General features: G+C 55.6%; 21 protein-coding genes. 7 read left to right on the forward strand and 14 right to left on the reverse strand.

Annotation, left to right across the window (positions count from 1 at the left end):
- Window positions 1–21: 21 nt before the first annotated feature.
- The 7 genes from rpsG to fkpA all read right to left on the reverse strand — a co-directional run bounded on the left by rpsG (window position 22) and on the right by fkpA (window position 3,834).
- A complete protein-coding gene (gene rpsG, locus EAE_RS05085; RefSeq protein ID WP_015369416.1) occupies window positions 22–492 on the reverse strand; it encodes a 30S ribosomal protein S7 in 471 nt (156 codons plus the stop codon).
- 95 nt (window positions 493–587) lie between these two features.
- Window positions 588–962: a 30S ribosomal protein S12 gene (gene rpsL, locus EAE_RS05090; protein WP_000246815.1), complete on the reverse strand. Its 375-nt coding sequence runs from the start codon at window positions 960–962 to the stop codon at window positions 588–590.
- A 124-nt stretch (window positions 963–1,086) separates the two neighbouring features.
- Window positions 1,087–1,374, reverse strand: coding sequence for a sulfurtransferase complex subunit TusB (gene tusB, locus EAE_RS05095; protein ID WP_015369415.1), 288 nt, complete (start codon window positions 1,372–1,374; stop codon window positions 1,087–1,089).
- Window positions 1,375–1,381: 7 nt separating this feature from the next.
- Window positions 1,382–1,741, reverse strand: coding sequence for a sulfurtransferase complex subunit TusC (tusC, locus tag EAE_RS05100; protein ID WP_015369414.1), 360 nt, complete (start codon window positions 1,739–1,741; stop codon window positions 1,382–1,384).
- On the reverse strand, window positions 1,741–2,127 hold the full coding sequence (tusD, locus tag EAE_RS05105) for a sulfurtransferase complex subunit TusD (RefSeq protein ID WP_015703643.1): 387 nt from the start codon (window positions 2,125–2,127) through the stop codon (window positions 1,741–1,743). Before tusD ends, tusC begins: the two co-directional genes overlap by 1 nt.
- A complete protein-coding gene (locus tag EAE_RS05110) occupies window positions 2,127–2,849 on the reverse strand; it encodes a helix-turn-helix transcriptional regulator (protein ID WP_004868391.1) in 723 nt (240 codons plus the stop codon). Before EAE_RS05110 ends, tusD begins: the two co-directional genes overlap by 1 nt.
- 166 nt (window positions 2,850–3,015) lie before the next feature.
- Entirely contained in the window at window positions 3,016–3,834 is an 819-nt protein-coding gene (fkpA, locus tag EAE_RS05115; protein ID WP_015369412.1) for an FKBP-type peptidyl-prolyl cis-trans isomerase, read from the reverse strand.
- Window positions 3,835–4,055: 221 nt separating this feature from the next.
- On the opposite strand from fkpA, the gene EAE_RS05120 reads away from it, so the two are divergent.
- Complete coding sequence (locus tag EAE_RS05120) at window positions 4,056–4,274, forward strand: protein SlyX (RefSeq protein ID WP_015703644.1); 219 nt, start codon at window positions 4,056–4,058, stop codon at window positions 4,272–4,274.
- A gap of 57 nt (window positions 4,275–4,331) precedes the next feature.
- On the opposite strand, the gene slyD is transcribed toward EAE_RS05120, so the two are convergent.
- The 4 genes from slyD to kefG form a co-directional block, all read right to left on the reverse strand.
- Entirely contained in the window at window positions 4,332–4,922 is a 591-nt protein-coding gene (gene slyD / locus EAE_RS05125) for a peptidylprolyl isomerase (RefSeq protein WP_015369410.1), read from the reverse strand.
- 94 nt (window positions 4,923–5,016) lie between these two features.
- Window positions 5,017–5,217, reverse strand: coding sequence for a YheV family putative zinc ribbon protein (locus EAE_RS05130; RefSeq protein WP_004106389.1), 201 nt, complete (start codon window positions 5,215–5,217; stop codon window positions 5,017–5,019).
- A 13-nt stretch (window positions 5,218–5,230) separates the two neighbouring features.
- Window positions 5,231–7,036 (reverse strand): glutathione-regulated potassium-efflux system protein KefB, encoded by a 1,806-nt coding sequence (gene kefB / locus EAE_RS05135; RefSeq protein WP_015703645.1) that lies wholly within the window; start codon window positions 7,034–7,036, stop codon window positions 5,231–5,233.
- The gene (kefG, locus tag EAE_RS05140; RefSeq protein WP_015369408.1) at window positions 7,023–7,586 is read right to left on the reverse strand and encodes a glutathione-regulated potassium-efflux system ancillary protein KefG; all 564 of its coding nucleotides are present in this window, start codon (window positions 7,584–7,586) and stop codon (window positions 7,023–7,025) included. Before kefG ends, kefB begins: the two co-directional genes overlap by 14 nt.
- Before the next feature lie 173 nt (window positions 7,587–7,759).
- Here kefG and EAE_RS05145 point away from each other — a divergent pair, with 173 nt between their 5' ends.
- The 4 genes from EAE_RS05145 to EAE_RS05160 all read left to right on the forward strand — a co-directional run bounded on the left by EAE_RS05145 (window position 7,760) and on the right by EAE_RS05160 (window position 12,053).
- Complete coding sequence (locus EAE_RS05145) at window positions 7,760–9,664, forward strand: ABC transporter ATP-binding protein (RefSeq protein ID WP_015703646.1); 1,905 nt, start codon at window positions 7,760–7,762, stop codon at window positions 9,662–9,664.
- A 209-nt stretch (window positions 9,665–9,873) separates the two neighbouring features.
- Window positions 9,874–10,896 (forward strand): hydrolase, encoded by a 1,023-nt coding sequence (locus tag EAE_RS05150; protein ID WP_015703647.1) that lies wholly within the window; start codon window positions 9,874–9,876, stop codon window positions 10,894–10,896.
- A complete protein-coding gene (locus EAE_RS05155; RefSeq protein ID WP_015369405.1) occupies window positions 10,893–11,111 on the forward strand; it encodes a YheU family protein in 219 nt (72 codons plus the stop codon). Before EAE_RS05150 ends, EAE_RS05155 begins: the two co-directional genes overlap by 4 nt.
- A gap of 72 nt (window positions 11,112–11,183) precedes the next feature.
- The gene (locus EAE_RS05160; protein ID WP_015369404.1) at window positions 11,184–12,053 is read left to right on the forward strand and encodes a phosphoribulokinase; all 870 of its coding nucleotides are present in this window, start codon (window positions 11,184–11,186) and stop codon (window positions 12,051–12,053) included.
- A 62-nt stretch (window positions 12,054–12,115) separates the two neighbouring features.
- Here the strand turns inward: EAE_RS05160 and EAE_RS05165 are convergent, their stop codons facing one another.
- Entirely contained in the window at window positions 12,116–12,520 is a 405-nt protein-coding gene (locus EAE_RS05165) for an OsmC family protein (protein ID WP_015703648.1), read from the reverse strand.
- Window positions 12,521–12,824: 304 nt separating this feature from the next.
- Between EAE_RS05165 and crp the strand changes: the two genes are divergently transcribed.
- Window positions 12,825–13,457 (forward strand): cAMP-activated global transcriptional regulator CRP, encoded by a 633-nt coding sequence (crp, locus tag EAE_RS05170; protein WP_000242758.1) that lies wholly within the window; start codon window positions 12,825–12,827, stop codon window positions 13,455–13,457.
- A gap of 50 nt (window positions 13,458–13,507) precedes the next feature.
- Window positions 13,508–15,586, forward strand: a complete 2,079-nt coding sequence (locus EAE_RS05175) for a YccS/YhfK family putative transporter (protein WP_015703649.1) — start codon at window positions 13,508–13,510, stop codon at window positions 15,584–15,586.
- On the opposite strand, the gene argD is transcribed toward EAE_RS05175, so the two are convergent.
- Together argD and pabA are read right to left on the reverse strand one after the other, a co-directional pair.
- Complete coding sequence (gene argD, locus EAE_RS05180) at window positions 15,576–16,796, reverse strand: bifunctional acetylornithine/succinyldiaminopimelate transaminase (RefSeq protein ID WP_015369401.1); 1,221 nt, start codon at window positions 16,794–16,796, stop codon at window positions 15,576–15,578. The two genes, EAE_RS05175 and argD, sit on opposite strands and share 11 nt — an antisense overlap.
- Window positions 16,797–16,885: 89 nt before the next feature.
- Entirely contained in the window at window positions 16,886–17,449 is a 564-nt protein-coding gene (gene pabA, locus EAE_RS05185) for an aminodeoxychorismate synthase component 2 (RefSeq protein ID WP_015369400.1), read from the reverse strand.
- Window positions 17,450–17,453: the final 4 nt, after the last annotated feature.

Raw genomic sequence — 17,453 nt, forward strand, 5'->3', positions numbered from 1 at the left:
GTGACTATGACTCCGAAGGGATTACCAACGGTAGTGTGCGAACGCCTTGTTGGCTTCGGCCATACGGTGAACGTCTTCACGTTTCTTAACTGCAGTACCTTTGTTGTCTGCAGCGTCAGTGAGTTCGTTCGCCAGGCGCAAAGCCATGGATTTATCACCGCGTTTACGAGCAGCTTCAACGATCCAACGCATTGCCAGGGCATTACGACGAACCGGACGTACTTCAACTGGAACCTGATAAGTAGAACCACCTACGCGGCGGGACTTAACTTCGACAGTCGGGCGCACGTTTTCGAGCGCAACTTCGAAGGCTTCCAGTTCAGTTTTACCAGAGCGCTGAGCCAGGGTCTCCAGCGCGCTGTATACGATAGTTTCTGCAGTAGATTTTTTACCATCTACCATCAGGATATTTACAAATTTAGCCAGCAGTTCTGATCCGAACTTCGGATCCGGCAGAATTTTACGCTGACCAATGACGCGACGACGTGGCATGGAAATACTCCGTTGTTAATTCAGGATTGTCCAAAACTCAAAGAGTTTAGTTTGACATTAATATAAAACGTTTGGCCTTACTTAACGGAGAACCATTAAGCCTTAGGACGCTTCACGCCGTACTTGGAGCGAGCCTGCTTACGGTCTTTAACGCCGGAGCAGTCAAGCGCACCACGAACGGTGTGGTAACGAACACCCGGAAGGTCTTTAACACGACCGCCACGGATCAGGATCACGGAGTGCTCCTGCAGGTTGTGACCTTCACCACCGATGTAGGAGGTGACTTCGAAACCGTTAGTCAGACGCACACGGCAAACTTTACGCAGTGCGGAGTTCGGTTTCTTAGGAGTGGTGGTATATACGCGAGTACATACGCCACGTTTCTGCGGGCAGGCTTCCAGCGCCGGCACGTTGCTCTTTGCAACTTTGCGCGCGCGTGGTTTGCGTACCAGCTGGTTAACTGTTGCCATTAAATAGCTCCTGGTTTTAGCTTTTGCTTCGTAAACACGTAATAAATCGCCTCATATAATATGAGGACGCAGAATTTTAGGGCGGTGCCGAAAAGGTGTCAAGAAATATACAACGATCCCGCCATTACCAGGCCAACTGACCTTCATGTTTGACCGTAAGACTGACGAAATCAGTATAGCCAACCCTGACGACACTGTCCGCAATTTGACCAGCCAGCCCGCGGGCTTCGATATCGTCTTGCAGAGCATGTAGGGTTATGGGGGCGGATTGCAGGATTTCAAGGAAACGGCCGCCGTCAATCGCCGCGACCACGCCATCGGAGAGCAGGAGCAGATCGTCGCCTGGCTTCACCAGACGCAGCATCGCGTCGATATCGACATGCCAGGGAGAGACGCTTAGAGTGTGGAGCATCTGGGCCTCAGAATCGTAGAATCACGTTGAACTCATCAAGCCGGGCGCGCAGCGCTTCTGGCTCGAGGCTTTCTACATCCACCACCCACGGCGTATCGGCGGCCAGGCCGCGCTCGCGGGCAGACGCCGCGCATAACCAACACTGTTCGATGTCATACAGCGATAACAGCTTGAAGGTGGCGATATAATCACGGGCGAGGATTTTTCCCGGCTGCTGGCCAGGGATAATCTGAAACACGCCGTCGCCGACAAAAAAGACGCCGAGGTCGTCGGTAAGCGCCGAGGTCGCCAGTAAGGCGTCCAGCCCTTCCCTGCCGGCTGCGCTGCCGTGCGGCGCGGAAGAAAATACGAAAGCCACGCGTTTCATCAGAACTGCACCATTCTATCGCAGGTTAACGACGCTTCAGCCAGCGCGCCTAACCCGCTTAAGGTAAATCCCGTCTGCAGATTATGCGCCGGCAAACCAAGCTGCTGCGCTTCGCGTTCATCGGTCACGCCGCGGCGTAGCGCCGCTGCCACGCAAATGTGCAGCGCAACGGCATGTTCATCATGCAGGCGCTGCCAGTGACGCACCAGGTCTACCTCATCGCTGGCGGGAGCCGTCAGCTGATTGGCGTTGTAGACTCCTTCACGATAGAAAAATACGCAGGCCAGTTCATGTCCTGCGTTAATAACCGCCTGCGCAAACTGCCACGCGCTACTGGCCTGCTGAGTACCGTAGGCAGGCCCGGTTACGGTGATGGCAAAACGCATTACTTATCGAGCCCCTGGAAATCTCCGCTTTTAAACTGGCGGATGTAGAGGTACACCGTGTGTTTAGAGATATTCAGGCGATCGGCTACCTGGTTAATCGCATCTTTGATATCGAAGATGCCTTTCTCGTATAGATTCAGTACGATTTGGCGGTTTTTCGCGTTATTCGATACGTTGCGATCGGCATTCACCTCTTCAATGGTGAACTCCAGCGTTTGCGCCACCAGATCATCCACCGACGAGGCGAAGTTGACCTGCGAGTTGACTTCCGGCGTCTCCGGCGGAATGAAAGTGCTCATAATCTGCGAGAACGGAACATCAAGGTTCATGTTGATACAAAGCAGACCAATCACCCGATGTTCCCGGTTGCGAATGGCGATAGTCACCGATTTCATCAGCACACCGCTTTTCGCGCGGGTAAAATAGCACTTCGATACGCTGCTATCCGCTCCCGTCATATCGTGCAGCATACGTAACGCCAGATCGGTAATCGGCGAGCCAATTTGGCGGCCGGTGTGTTCACCGTTAGCGATACGAATAGCGGAGCATTTTAAATCCTGCAGTGAGTGCAGCACGATTTCACAGTGGGAACCAATGAGCATCGCTAACCCGTCCACCACCGCTTCATAGGATTTTAGGATATCGAAGTCGGTCTGGTCGAAAGGACGTTGATCCAGCAGGTCAAGCTCGCTGGTTTCGTTGGTTAAAAGCGACCTGGACATGTAAAAAAGCACTCCTTTTCAGGAGCCTGTCGTTATCGTCAGGGCAGGCTCATCATCATTATTAAGCTATCTAAAGTAATACAGCGCCTGAGGAATTTTCCAGTTTTAATTATATCTGCAGCCAATAAAAAAGCCGCCGCCCCTGAAGGCGGCGGCTTATAGCAGATTACTTCTTAGCGTCTGCAGCCGGTGCTTCGGCAGCGGCTTCTGGCTTAGCATCAGCCTTCGGAGCCGGTTTGATGTCCAGCAGTTCTACATCGAATACCAGCGTAGAGTTAGCCGGGATACCCGGAACGCCAGTTTTGCCGTAGGCCAGATCTGGTGGGATAACCAGCTTGATTTTGCCGCCTTTTTTGATGTTTTTCAGGCCTTCGGTCCAGCCAGGAATAACGCCATCAAGACGGAAAGAGAGCGGCTCGCCGCGGGTGTAAGAGTTATCGAACTCTTTACCGTCGATCAGCGTACCTTTGTAGTTCACCACGACGGTATCGCTGTCTTTCGGCGCATCGCCAGTACCGGCTTTCTCGACTTTATACATCAGGCCGGATTTAGAGGTTTTCACGCCCTTCTCTTTAGCGAAGGCGTCACGGAACGCTTTGCCTTTGGCATCGTTCTCGGTCGCATCTTTTTCCATCTTCTGCTGAGCGGCGGTTTTCACGCGGGTCTCAAAGGACTGCAGAGTGGTTTCAATTTCTTTGTCGGACAGTTTGCTCTTATCGGCAAACGCATCCTGCACACCGGCGATCAGCTGGTCTTTATCCAGTTTGATACCCAGCTTCTCTTGTTCTTTCAGGGAGTTTTCCATGTAACGGCCGAGGGATGCACCCAGCGCATAAGCGGATTTTTGATCGTCATTTTTAAATGCCGATTTGCTGTCCGCCGCCGGTGCAGCTTTCGCTGCGGTATCGGCAGCAAAGGTCAGCGGTGCATTCAGGGCAACGGCCATCGTGGTCGCCAGCAGCGTTACTTTAAACAGTGATTTCATCCATTTCTCCAGGGCCGGGGCATCTCACCCCAGGGTTATCATAAAAAGCAAAAAACGTACTATAGAACGTTGCAGAACAAATCTACATACAGACCTACCTGAATATCGCCTCATTTCAGACTATTTTTGTATGAATTAGTTTCCTCTCTGACGTTACGATGCTGCGTTAACGCGGAAACTTGAGTAGAATCCGCCCGCAAACAAGACAGAAGAGGCGACCTATGAACGATAGCACAATGGAGACGCGTCTGGCGGAACTGGAAAGCCGACTGGCGTTTCAGGAGATCACCATCGAGGACCTCAACAAAACCGTCACGGCGCATGAAATAGAAATGGCCAAAATGCGCGAACATATGCGCTTGGTAATCGAAAAATTGAAAGCGACACAGCCGTCGCACATCGCGTCACAGTCTGAAGAGACGCCGCCTCCGCATTATTGAGACGTAAAAAAAGCGGGTTTCCCCGCTTTTTTGGCTATTCGCGCGAACGCGACGCCATTAGTGGCAACCGCAACCACCGTTACCGCAACCACCTTTGCCGTGTTCATGGTCGTGACCATGATCGTGGCCGTGGCCGCCGCAGCAACCGTCATGACCGTGGTCATGATCGTGATCGTGGCCATGAGCGCCGTGTACGTGACCGTGCTCCAGCTCTTCTGCAGTGGCTTCGCGCAGGGCGACAACTTCTACGTTGAACTTCAGATTCTGGCCAGCCAGCATGTGGTTGCCGTCAACCACCACGAAATCGTCGCCGACTTCGGTGATTTCTACCGGTACCGGACCCTGGTCGGTTTCAGCCAGGAAGCGCATGCCAACCTGCAGTTCGTCAACGCCCATGAAAACGTCTTTAGGAACGCGCTGAACCAGGTTTTCGTCATACTGGCCGTACGCGTCATTCGCGCCGACTTCGACATCAAATTTGTCGCCCACTTCGTGGCCGTTTAATGCGTTTTCCAGGCCGGAAATCAGGGAACCGTGACCATGCAGGTAGTCCAGCGGCGCACTCACCGGAGACTCATCAACCAACACACCGTCTTCTGTACGTACCTGATAGGCCAGGCTGACCACCAGGTCTTTTGCTACTTTCATGATATCTCCTGAGCATGGGAAGAATAGTGGCGCAGATTGTAGCGGAATTCTGCAGCCGTGTACCCTTTAGCTTAAAAAAAGGCGACAGATAACGCTAGTCCGGATGAAAAATGCCGATCACTTGCTCTTCTTTACGAACGTGCTCACGGACCTCTTTATCGGCCTCGCGCATCTGATGTCCGCACTTAACGCACTCAACAATATCGACATTATTCTCGCGCCACATCGCCAGTGAATCCTGCGCCTGGCACGCCGGGCATTTTGCGCCGGCAATAAAACGTTTACGTACCGCCATTTTGCTCTACCTTCTATTCAAACTCGTCCCAGCCGTCCAGCTGCCGGCTTTCTTTCTGCATTTCACGCTCAAAAATCTCTTCCAGCTCGCGCCGGGCTTCCCGCACGCGGGATATCTGTACGGTATCAGTATGCACCGGCATTAACTCGCGCAGCATTCGCATATCGAGGCGTCGAAAGTGCAACTGCGCGCGCTGCGCCTGATGCGGATGCATTCCCAGGGTCACCAGCGCCTTGCGCCCCAATTCCAGGGCGCTGGAGAAGGTTTCTCGCGAGAACTGCGTCACGCCGGCCTGTAATAGCTCATGCGCCTCTACGCGCCCCCGCGCACGCGCCAGAATATGGAGGTGGGGAAAATGCTGTTGGCACATCTCCACCAGCTTCATGGTATCTTCCGGCTCGTTGCAGGTAATCACAATAGACTGCGCCTCTTCCGCCCCCGCCGAACGCAGCAGCTCAAGCTGCGTCGCATCGCCGAAATAGACTTTGTAGCCATATTTGCGCATCAGGTTGACCGCGCTGATATCGCGTTCAAGCACGGTAATACGCATTTTATTGGCCATCAGCAGGCGCCCAATCACCTGACCAAAACGCCCGAAGCCGACGATAATCACCTGCGGCTTATCATCCTCGACCCATGGCGCCTCATCGGCATCCTCCGCCGGGTTAAGCCGTCGCGACAGCACTTTATCAATGACCTTCATCAGGAGCGGCGTGGTCATCATCGATAAGGTTACGGTAACTAGTAGCAGCGCCATTTGATCGTTATGGAACAGCTTCTGCGAAGCCGGCATGGAAAAGAGAACAAAGGCGAACTCGCCGCCCTGGCTCAATACTCCGGCGAACTGCGTGCGCTCGGAGCTGCGCAAACCATATAGCCGGGCCAATACATAAAGCACCAGCGCTTTAACCGCCACCAGAGCGGCAACGCTTAGCGCGACCCACAGCAAATGGGTGTAGAGCACGCCAAGATTCAGCGCCATGCCGACGGAGATAAAAAACAGCCCCAGCAGCAAGCCTTTAAACGGCTCAATAGCGATTTCCAGCTCGTGGCGATATTCGCTTTCCGCCAGCAGCACGCCGGCGATAAACGTCCCCAGCGCCATTGACAGCCCCAGGGCGTCCATAAACAGCGCGGAGCCCAGCACCAGCAGCAGCGTGGCAGCGGTAAATACCTCACGCACGCCGGAACCCGCGATAAAGCGGAAAACCGGGCGCAGCAGAAAACGGCCGCCAATCAGCATGCCGGCGAAAGCCAGCACCTTCATCCCCACCGACATCCAGTTGAAGTTATCGTCGCCGTGTCCGGCGAGCAGCGGGACCAGCGCCAGCGCCGGGATCACCGCTAAATCCTGAAATAACAGTACTGAAAAGCCCAACTGGCCGGATTCGTTACGGCTCATTCCCTTCTCGCGCATCAGCTGCAGCGCCATCGCGGTAGAGGACATTGCTAACCCAATACCGCCCACCACGGCCGCCTGCCACGAAAACCCGGTGACCACCAGCAATCCGCCGAGGATCGCCGCGCTAAACAGCACCTGCGCCGCGCCGACGCCGAATATCGAGTTGCGCAGTTGCCACAGTTTGGCCGGATTAAGCTCAAGGCCGATGATGAACATCAGGAATACAACGCCAAGCTCGGAAAAGTGAAGAATTTCATCCACATCGCTAATAAAGCCAAGCCCCCACGGGCCAATTGCAATCCCGGCCAGCAGGTAGCCGAGCACGGCGCCAATGCCCAGCCGGGCCGCCAGCGGTACCGCCACCACGGCGGCAAACAAAAACAGTACACCTGCTAATAGCAAATCAGCTCCCGCCATTGACGCCTCCTGTAGCAACAGGATTCGCGAGCCAATCGCGATATGCGCGGGCGTGGCTTTGCAAATCTTCCGGCCGCTGTCGGCGCGCCCAGTAGACAATAATCGGACTCAGCCAGTGCATGCGGCACATGCCGGCCGTTAACTCAAAAGGGCGCAGAATATCATTCATCGGATAGCGATTAGCATCGCGGCGGTAAGCGCTCTCCGGCTCGCCGGTGGTGATCACGCTACGCCAGTACTTTCCCGCCAGTTGATTTCCTCCCGCGCCGCTGGCGAAGCCGCGGCTCAGCACCCGGTCCAGCCACTCTTTCAACAATGCCGGGCAGCTCCACGTATACAGTGGATGTTGGAAAACAATCACCTGATGCTGACGCAGGAGATCCTGCTCATGGGCGATATCAATAAAAAAATCCGGATAGTGCGCATAAAGATCGTGCACGGTGACATTCGGCAACTGTAAGGCCGGTTCAAGCAAAACCCGGTTGGCCACGGAATCCTGAGATTCTGGGTGGGCATACAGCAGCAACACTTTCGCTGTCTGAGACATCATTCCCCTCCCGAACGTCATCTGGCGGCTTGCGAAGCGGCTGCGTCTCGACGCAACCAGAATGACTTTGTCTATCATCTTCATTTTGGGCTACCATTGCGGCCCTATGGAGCGTTTCGCTTCCACACTACATTATCATAAAGACAAATTAACATAGTCTGAACATACGGCGCCTTATGATTGTTTTCTCCTCGTTACAAATTCGTCGCGGCGTACGCGTCCTGCTGGACAACGCCACCGCCACCATCAATCCTGGCCAGAAGGTCGGTCTGGTGGGTAAAAACGGCTGCGGTAAATCTACGTTGCTTTCGCTTTTGAAAAACGAGATAAGCGCCGACGGCGGCTCCATGACCTTCCCGAGCAACTGGCAGCTGGCGTGGGTTAATCAGGAAACGCCGGCCCTGCCGCAACCGGCTATTGATTATGTTATTGATGGCGATCGCGAGTTCCGCAAGCTGGAAGCCGATTTACAGCAGGCCAATGAGCGCGACGATGGCCACGCCATCGCTACCGTCCACGGTAAGCTGGATGCCATTGACGCCTGGACGATTCGTTCCCGTGCCGCCAGCCTGCTACACGGCCTTGGTTTCAGTAACGAGCAGCTTGAGCGCCCGGTCAGTGATTTCTCCGGCGGCTGGCGTATGCGCTTAAACCTCGCGCAGGCGCTGATCTGCCGTTCCGACCTGCTGTTGCTCGACGAACCGACCAACCACCTCGATCTTGATGCGGTGATCTGGCTGGAAAAATGGCTGAAAGGCTATACCGGTACGCTGATCCTGATTTCCCACGATCGTGATTTCCTCGATCCGATCGTCGATAAAATTATTCATATCGAACAGCAAACGATGTTCGAATACACCGGTAACTACAGCTCGTTTGAAATCCAGCGCGCGACCCGCCTGTCGCAGCAGCAGGCCATGTATGAAAGCCAGCAGCAGCGCGTAGCCCACTTGCAGAGCTATATCGACCGCTTCCGCGCCAAGGCCACCAAAGCGAAGCAGGCGCAGAGCCGTATCAAAATGCTTGAGCGCATGGAGCTTATCGCCCCGGCGCACGTCGATAACCCGTTCCACTTCAGCTTCCGCGCGCCGGAAAGCCTGCCGAACCCGTTACTCAAGATGGAAAAAGTCAGCGCCGGCTACGGCGAACGGATTATTCTCGACTCCATCAAGCTGAACCTGGTGCCCGGTTCGCGTATCGGTCTGCTGGGGCGCAACGGCGCCGGTAAATCAACGCTGATTAAGCTACTGGCCGGTGAATTACAGCCGCTGTCCGGTGAAATTGGCCTGGCGAAAGGGATTAAGCTCGGTTACTTCGCCCAGCATCAGCTCGAATTCCTGCGCGCCGATGAGTCGCCGATACAGCATCTGGCCCGCCTGGCGCCGCAGGAGCTGGAACAAAAACTGCGCGACTACCTCGGCGGCTTTGGATTCCAGGGGGATAAAGTCAGCGAAGAGACCCGCCGTTTCTCCGGCGGTGAAAAAGCGCGCCTGGTGCTGGCGTTAATCGTCTGGCAGCGCCCTAACCTATTGCTGCTCGATGAACCGACCAACCACCTTGATCTTGATATGCGTCAGGCCTTAACCGAAGCGCTGATCGACTTCGAAGGGGCGCTGGTCGTGGTCTCGCACGATCGTCACCTGATCCGCTCCACCACTGACGATCTGTACCTCGTACACGACGGTAAAGTTGAACCGTTTGATGGCGATCTGGAAGATTATCAGCAGTGGCTGAGTGATTCGCAGAAGCAGGAAAACCAGGCCTCTGAAGCGCCGAAGGATAACGGCAACAGCGCGCAGGCGCGTAAGGATCAAAAACGTCGCGAAGCCGAACTGCGCACGCAAACGCAACCGCTGCGTAAAGAGATCGCCCGGCTGGAAAAAGAGATGGATAAACTCAACGCGCAGCTGGCGCAGGCGGAAGAGAAACTGGGCGACAGCGAGTTATATGACGCCTCGCGCAAAGCGGAATTAACCGCGTGCCTGCAGCAGCAGGCGAGCGCCAAATCAGGGCTCGAAGAGTGTGAAATGGCGTGGCTGGACGCGCAGGAACAGCTGGAGCGGATGCTGCAGGAAGGTTAATGAGTAACCGCCCGGCGGTGAGAGAAAATTCATCGTCGGGACTTTCTGCTTAAGTATCCCGGGAGACTTTCCGAAATTCATGGCTCAGCCATTCTCTTGAATCATTTTCATGTAATCTATACCGATTACCCGCAAGACCACATATTGGCTAACCGCCCACTTTTATGCGCGGTATAGTGTTCTAAAAGTTTCTTAATAATCCTGGTACTATGGTTGAAATAACCCCGACAGCAGTGACGCCCCCCGATAACGATTCGCGCGAATTCCATCCGATGCGCGGCGTGGGCAATCGTCATCTGCAAACCATGCTGCCGCGGATCATCCGCCGCAAGCTCCGATTTACGCCGCACTGGCAGCGCCTTGAGCTGCCGGATGGCGATTTCGTCGATCTGGCCTGGAGCGAAGATCCCGCCGGCGCGCGCCACAAACCGCGGCTGGTGGTTTTTCACGGTCTGGAAGGCAGCCTGCACAGCCCTTACGCCCACGGTTTAATTCACGCCGCCATGCAGCGCGGCTGGCTCGGGGTGGTGATGCATTTTCGCGGCTGCAGCGGCGAGCCGAATCGCAACAGTCGTATTTATCACTCTGGCGAAACGGAAGACGGCACCTGGTTCCTGCACTGGTTGCGGCGTGAATTCGGCGCCGCGCCGACGGCGGCGGTAGGCTATTCGCTTGGCGGCAACATGCTGGGCTGTCTGCTGGCGAAAGAAGGCGACAATATTCCGCTCGATGCGGCCGTCATTGTCTCGGCGCCCTTTATGCTGGAAGCCTGCAGCTACCATATGGATAAAGGATTTTCGCGCGTCTATCAGCGTTACCTGCTCAACCTGCTGAAAGCCAACGCCTCGCGCAAGCTGAAAGCCTATCCAGGCTCGCTGCCGGTGGATCTTCGCCAGCTCAAAAGCATGCGCCGCATCCGCGAATTCGACGACATGATCACCGCCAAAATCCACGGTTTCGCCGATGCGCTAGACTATTACCGACAGTGCAGCGCGATGCCGCGCTTAAGCGATATCACCAAGCCGACGCTGATCATTCACGCAAAAGACGATCCATTTATGGACCATCATTCAATACCGCCGCAGGAACAGCTGCCGGCTAATGTCGAATATCAGCTCACGGAACAAGGCGGCCACGTTGGCTTTGTCGGCGGTACGCTGCGAAAACCGCAAATGTGGCTGGAGCAACGTATTCCGGATTGGTTAACCCGCTGGCTGGGAGGACAAGCATGATTATTCCCTGGCAGGATCTCGATCCCGAAACGCTGGATAATCTGATTGAAAGCTTTGTGTTGCGCGAAGGCACCGATTATGGTGAACATGAACGTTCGCTTGCCGATAAAGTCGCCGATGTAAAACAGCAGCTTAAAACCGGGGAGGCCGTACTGGTGTGGTCAGAACTGCACGAGACGGTCAACATCATGCCCCGCAAGATGTTTAACGGCTAAGCGCCATGCCCCTCTAACCGCGAGAGCCTGGCGCGATACGGCGACACACCATCACTTAATCAGGGAGTTGTTATGTCTGCCAAACATCCAGTGATCGCAGTCACGGGCTCCAGCGGCGCGGGCACCACCACCACCAGCCTCGCGTTTCGCAAAATTTTCTCGCAGCTGAACCTGCATGCCGCGGAGGTCGAAGGGGATAGCTTCCATCGCTATACTCGCCCGGAAATGGACATGGCGATCCGCAAAGCGCGCGATCAGGGCAAACACATCAGCTACTTCGGCCCGGAAGCCAACGACTTCAGCCTGCTTGAACGCACCTTTTTAGAGTACGGCGAATTCGGCAAGGGCCAGTCGCGAAAATATCTCCATACCTATGATGAAGCGGTTCCCTGGAATCAGGTTCCCGGCACCTTTACCCCGTGGCAGCCGCTGCCTGAACCGACCGACGTGCTGTTTTATGAGGGGCTGCACGGCGGCGTGGTGACGCCGCAGCATGACGTGGCGAAACATGTCGACCTGCTGGTCGGCGTGGTGCCGATCGTCAACCTCGAATGGATTCAGAAGCTCATTCGCGATACCAGCGAACGGGGCCATTCGCGCGAAGCGGTGATGGACTCAGTGGTGCGTTCGATGGAGGACTACATCAATTTCATCACCCCCCAGTTCTCACGTACCCATATCAACTTCCAGCGCGTGCCGACGGTGGATACCTCGAATCCGTTTGCCGCCAAAGGTATTCCATCGCTCGACGAAAGCTTCGTGGTGATTCACTTCCGCAATTTGCAGGGGATTGATTATCCCTGGCTGTTGGCGATGTTACAGGGGTCGTTTATCTCGCATATGAACACCCTGGTGGTGCCGGGCGGTAAGATGGGGCTGGCGATGGAGCTCATTATGGCGCCGCTGGTCGAGCGCTTGATGGAAGGCAAAACCATTAGTTAAGGGCAAAATAAAACCCCGGTCGCCGTGCTGCCGGGGTTAGTGTCCCGCTACGTCAATTCGCCTCAGGCTTCGATGACTTCGTAAGAGTGGGTGATGTTGACCGCCTTTTCCAGCATCAACGCCACCGAGCAGTACTTCTCCGCGGATAAATCCACCGCACGGGACACCGCCGCATCCTTCAGTTCTTTACCGGTGACGATAAAGTGCAGATTGATATGAGTGAACAGGCGCGGCGCCTCTTCACGGCGTTCGGAGGTCAGCTTCACTTCGCAGTTAGTGACGTTTTGACGCCCTTTTTGCAGGATAGACACCACGTCAATTGCGCTACAGCCGCCCGCCGCCATTAACACCATCTCCATCGGGCTGGGCGCTTTGTCTCCGGAGTTGCCATCCATTAAAATCTGGTGGCCGGAGGCCGACTCACCGATGAAGGTTAGACCTTCCACCCATTTCACACGCGCTTGCATAAAATTTAACTCCGCTGTTGCAATTTTCCTGACAGATTACGCGCACATAACAAATCTCGCAACGGAAGGCGACCTGGGTCATGCTGAAGCGAGACACCAGGAGACATGCGGTGAAAGCTATGCTAAAACAGTCTGGATGCTACAGTAATACATTGATGTACCGCATGTATGCTGAGGAGTTCACATTACAGGCTGCATAAATTGAGCAGCCAGCTTCCCAGGCATAGGGAAAAATACGATTGCATGCCCGGATGCCGTGTAGTGTCGGCGTCCGGAGATAGCTTATAACAGAGGATAACCGCGCATGGTGCTTGGCAAACCGCAAACAGACCCTACCCTTGAATGGTTCTTGTCTCATTGCCACATTCATAAGTACCCATCAAAGAGCACGCTGATTCACCAGGGTGAGAAAGCGGAAACGCTTTACTACATCGTAAAAGGCTCCGTGGCTGTACTCATCAAGGATGAAGAAGGTAAAGAGATGATCCTCTCTTACCTCAACCAGGGCGATTTCATCGGTGAATTAGGCCTGTTTGAAGAAGGTCAGGAACGTAGTGCCTGGGTACGTGCGAAAACCGCATGTGAAGTGGCCGAGATCTCTTACAAAAAATTCCGTCAGTTAATCCAGGTGAACCCGGACATCCTGATGCGCCTCTCCTCGCAGATGGCGCGTCGTCTGCAGGTCACTTCCGAGAAAGTCGGTAACCTTGCTTTCCTCGACGTGACGGGCCGTATCGCTCAGACCTTACTGAATCTGGCGAAACAGCCTGATGCCATGACTCACCCGGACGGGATGCAGATCAAAATCACCCGCCAGGAAATTGGCCAGATCGTCGGTTGCTCTCGTGAAACCGTCGGCCGTATTCTGAAGATGCTGGAAGATCAAAACCTGATCTCGGCACACGGTAAAACTATCGTCGTCTACGGTACCCGTTAAGTCGCTAAACGGCGTATTGCTCCGCGCAGTACGCCGTTTTTGTTTCTCCCATGTGGCGCAGGCTGATTTACCACCCGGAAGTCAACTATGCACTGCGGCAAACGCTGGTGCTGTGTCTACCTGTGGCCATCGGGCTTCTGCTCGGCCATCTGCAGCAAGGGCTGCTGTACTCTTTAGTTCCCGCCTGTTGCAATATTGCCGGTCTCGACACCCCGCATAAACGTTTTTTCAAACGCCTGATCGTTGGCGGCTGCCTGTTTGCCGGCAGCAGCCTGATTGTGCAATTGCTTCTGGCGCGCGACATCCCGTTGCCGCTTATCCTCAGCGTGCTGGCGCTGATTCTCGGCGTGACGGCGGAAATCAGCTCGCTACACGCTCGCCTGTTGCCGGCATCGCTTATCGCCGCCATTTTTACCTTAAGCCTGGCTGGCAATATGCCCATCTGGGAGCCGCTGCTTATCTATGCGCTGGGAACCTTGTGGTACGGACTCTTTAACTGGTTCTGGTTTTGGCTCTGGCGAGAGCAGCCGCTGCGCGAGTCGTTAAGCCTGCTTTACCGCGAACTGGCTAATTATTGCGAGGCCAAATATAGCCTCCTGACGCAGCACACTGACCCGACGACCTCCCTGCCGCCGCTGCTTACCCGCCAGCAGAAGGTGGTCGATTTAATTACCCAGTGCTATCAGCAGATGCATATGTTAGCCGCCAACCAGCGTAGCGATCATAAGCGACTGCTGCGCGCGTTCCAGGTTGGGCTGGATCTGCAGGAACATATTTCAGTGAGCCTGCACCAGCCGGAAGAGGTGCAAAAACTGGTGGAGCGCAGCCATGCGGAAGCGGTCATCCGCTGGAACGCGCAGACCGTCGCCGCTCGTCTGCGGGTGCTGGCGGATGATATTCTCTACCACCGCTACCCGCGTCGCTTTCAGATGGATAAGCAAATCGGCGCGCTGGAAAAAATCGCCTATCAGCATCCCGATAACCCAGTTGGCCAGTTCTGCGCCTGGCACTTCAGTCGTATCGCCCGCGTGCTACGTACTCAGCGCCCGCTGTACGCACGTAACCTGATGGCGGACAAAGAACGACGCCTGCCGCTGCTACCGGCGCTGAAGAACTACCTGTCATTGAAATCCCCGGCGCTGCGCAACGCCGCGCGCATCAGCGTAATGTTGAGCATCGCCAGCCTGATGGGCAGCGCCCTGCACCTGCCGAAGCCTTACTGGATCCTGATGACCGTGCTGTTCGTGACGCAAAACGGTTACGGCGCCACCCGCGTGCGGATTGTCCACCGGGCGGCAGGCACCCTGGCGGGCCTGGTGATCGCCTGGCTGACCCTACACTTCCACGTACCGGAGAGCTATACGTTAAGCGGTATGTTGTTCATCACGCTGCTGAGCTATCTCATCATCCGTAAACACTACGGCTGGGCGATGGTGGGCTTTACCGTTACCGCGGTATATACCCTGCAGTTGCTTACGCTTAACGGCGAGCAGTTCATCGTCGCCCGCTTTATCGATACCATCATTGGCTGTCTGATCGCCTTTGGCGGGATGGTCTGGCTATGGCCGCAATGGCAGAGCGGCCTGCTGCGTAAAAACGCCCACGATGCCCTGGAGGCCGATCAGGAGGCTATTCGGCTGATCCTTAGCGCCGATCCGCAGGCCCCGGCGTTGGCCTACCAGCGTATGCGCGTCAACCAGGCGCACAACGCCCTGTATAACTCGCTTAACCAGGCGATGCAGGAACCGGGCTTTAACTCGCACTATCTGGAAGATATGAAGCTGTGGGTAACCCATAGCCAGTTTATCGTTGAGCATATCAACGCCATGACCACGCTGGCACGCGAGCATACGATGCTAACGCCTGACCTGGCGCAGCGGTATCTGGAGTCTTGTGAAATTGCCCTGCAGCGCTGTCAGCAGCGTCTGGATTCAGACGGGCCGGGCAGCGCGGGCGATGTGAATATTATGGAATCCCAGGACGGGGAAGTGTTGCGTGGGCCGCTCAGCACCCTTGAGCAGCATCTGCAGCGGATCCTCGGCCATCTGAACACCATGCACACCATTTCGTCGGTGGCATGGCGTCAGCGTCCGCATCACGGCATCTGGCTACGCACGACTAGGCGCTAAGCACGTTTTTAACCGCCTGCGCAAAGCGCGCCATCCCTTCGGCGATATCGCTATCATCAATCACCAGCGACGGCACAAAGCGCATTACGTCCGGCCCGGCGTTTAACACCATCACCCCGGCCTCCGCCGCGGCATAGAGGAAATCGCGCGCGCGTCCATGATGCTGCGGCTTAAGCGCGGCGCCGATTAACAACCCCATGCCGCGGATGTCGCTGAACAGATCAAACTGCGCATCGATCTGCTGCAGGTGTTCGACAAACAGCGCCCGTTTGGCATTCACGCCCTCCAGCACCTGCGGCGTGTTAATCAGGTTGAAAGCCGCGGTCGCCACCGCGCAGGCCAGCGGATTGCCGCCGTAGGTGGAGCCATGGGAACCGGCATGGAAGGCGCTGGCAATTTCATTGGTGGTCAACATCGCGCTAATCGGGAAACCGCCGCCGAGCGCTTTCGCGCTGGTCAGGATATCCGGGGTCACGCCGTAATGCATATAGGCGAACAGCGAACCGGTACGGCCCATACCGCACTGCACTTCATCAAATACCAGCAGTGCCTGATACTGGTCGCACAGTTCGCGCAGCCCCTGCAGGAACGCCGGCGTCGCCGCCATCACCCCGCCCTCGCCCTGAATCGGCTCAACCACCACCGCGCAGGTATGGTCATCGATCACCGCTTTCACCGCCTCGAGATCGTTAAATGGGACATGCACGATATCTGCCGGTTTCGGCCCGAAACCGTCAGAGTATTTCGGCTGACCACCAACCGAGACGGTGAACAGCGACCGTCCGTGGAAGGCATTATGGAAAGCGATGATTTTGGTTTTGTACGGGCTATGGCGAGTGATTGCGTAATGACGCGCCAGCTTGAACGCCGTTTCATTGGCTTCCGTACCGGAGTTCATAAACACCACGCGTTCGGCAAAAGTAGCGTCCACCAGTTGGCGACCCAGGCGCAGCGCCGGCTCGTTGGTAAAAACGTTGCTGGTGTGCCACAGGGTTTCGCCCTGCTCGTGCAGCGCCGCCACCAGCGCCGGGTGGCAGTGGCCCAGCGCGGTCACCGCAATCCCGCCGGCAAAATCAACGTACTCTTTGCCCTGCTGATCCCAAACGCGGCTGCCTTTCCCCTTCACCGGAATAAACTCCGCCGGTGCATAAATCGGCAGAATGACTTCATCGAATGTGGCGCGGGTGATTGCCGGTTGCTCTGTTGCCATGTGATGCCCATCCTTCTGTGTAACGTGCAATGATTGCGATGTTTTAATCACAAAATATGCATAATAAATCAACCCATGGCAACTACAAATCAGCGTTTAAGGAAGTTTTCCAGCAGTTGGTGTCCCTGTTCGCTAAGAATACTCTCCGGGTGGAACTGCACGCCTTCGAGATCCCACTGGCGATGGCGGATACCCATGATTTCACCGCTGGCGCTGCGGGCGGTAACGATAAAATCCGCGGGAAGGGTTGGCGGGTCGATAACTAACGAATGGTAACGCGTAACGGTGAGCGGGTTGTTTAACCCCTTAAAAACGCCCTCGCCGTTGTGCTCAATAAGCGACGTTTTACCATGCATGACCTGAGCGGCGCGTACGATGGCGGCGCCGAAGACCTGGGCGATAGCCTGATGACCCAGACACACGCCGAGCAGCGGGGTTTTTCCGGCATAGCGGCGGATAACGTCCAGCGAAATACCTGACTCATCGGGCGTGCAGGGGCCCGGCGAAATAACGATTTTCTCCGGCGCCAGCGACGCTATCTCTGCCAGCGTTAACTCATCGTTACGCTTAACCAGCACCTCCGCCCCCAGTTCGCAAAAGTACTGGTACAGATTCCAGGTGAAAGAGTCATAGTTATCAATTAGCAGGATCATAGCG

It is taken from the genome of Klebsiella aerogenes KCTC 2190 (genome assembly GCF_000215745.1).
GTDB classification, from domain to species: Bacteria; Pseudomonadota; Gammaproteobacteria; order Enterobacterales; family Enterobacteriaceae; genus Klebsiella; species Klebsiella aerogenes.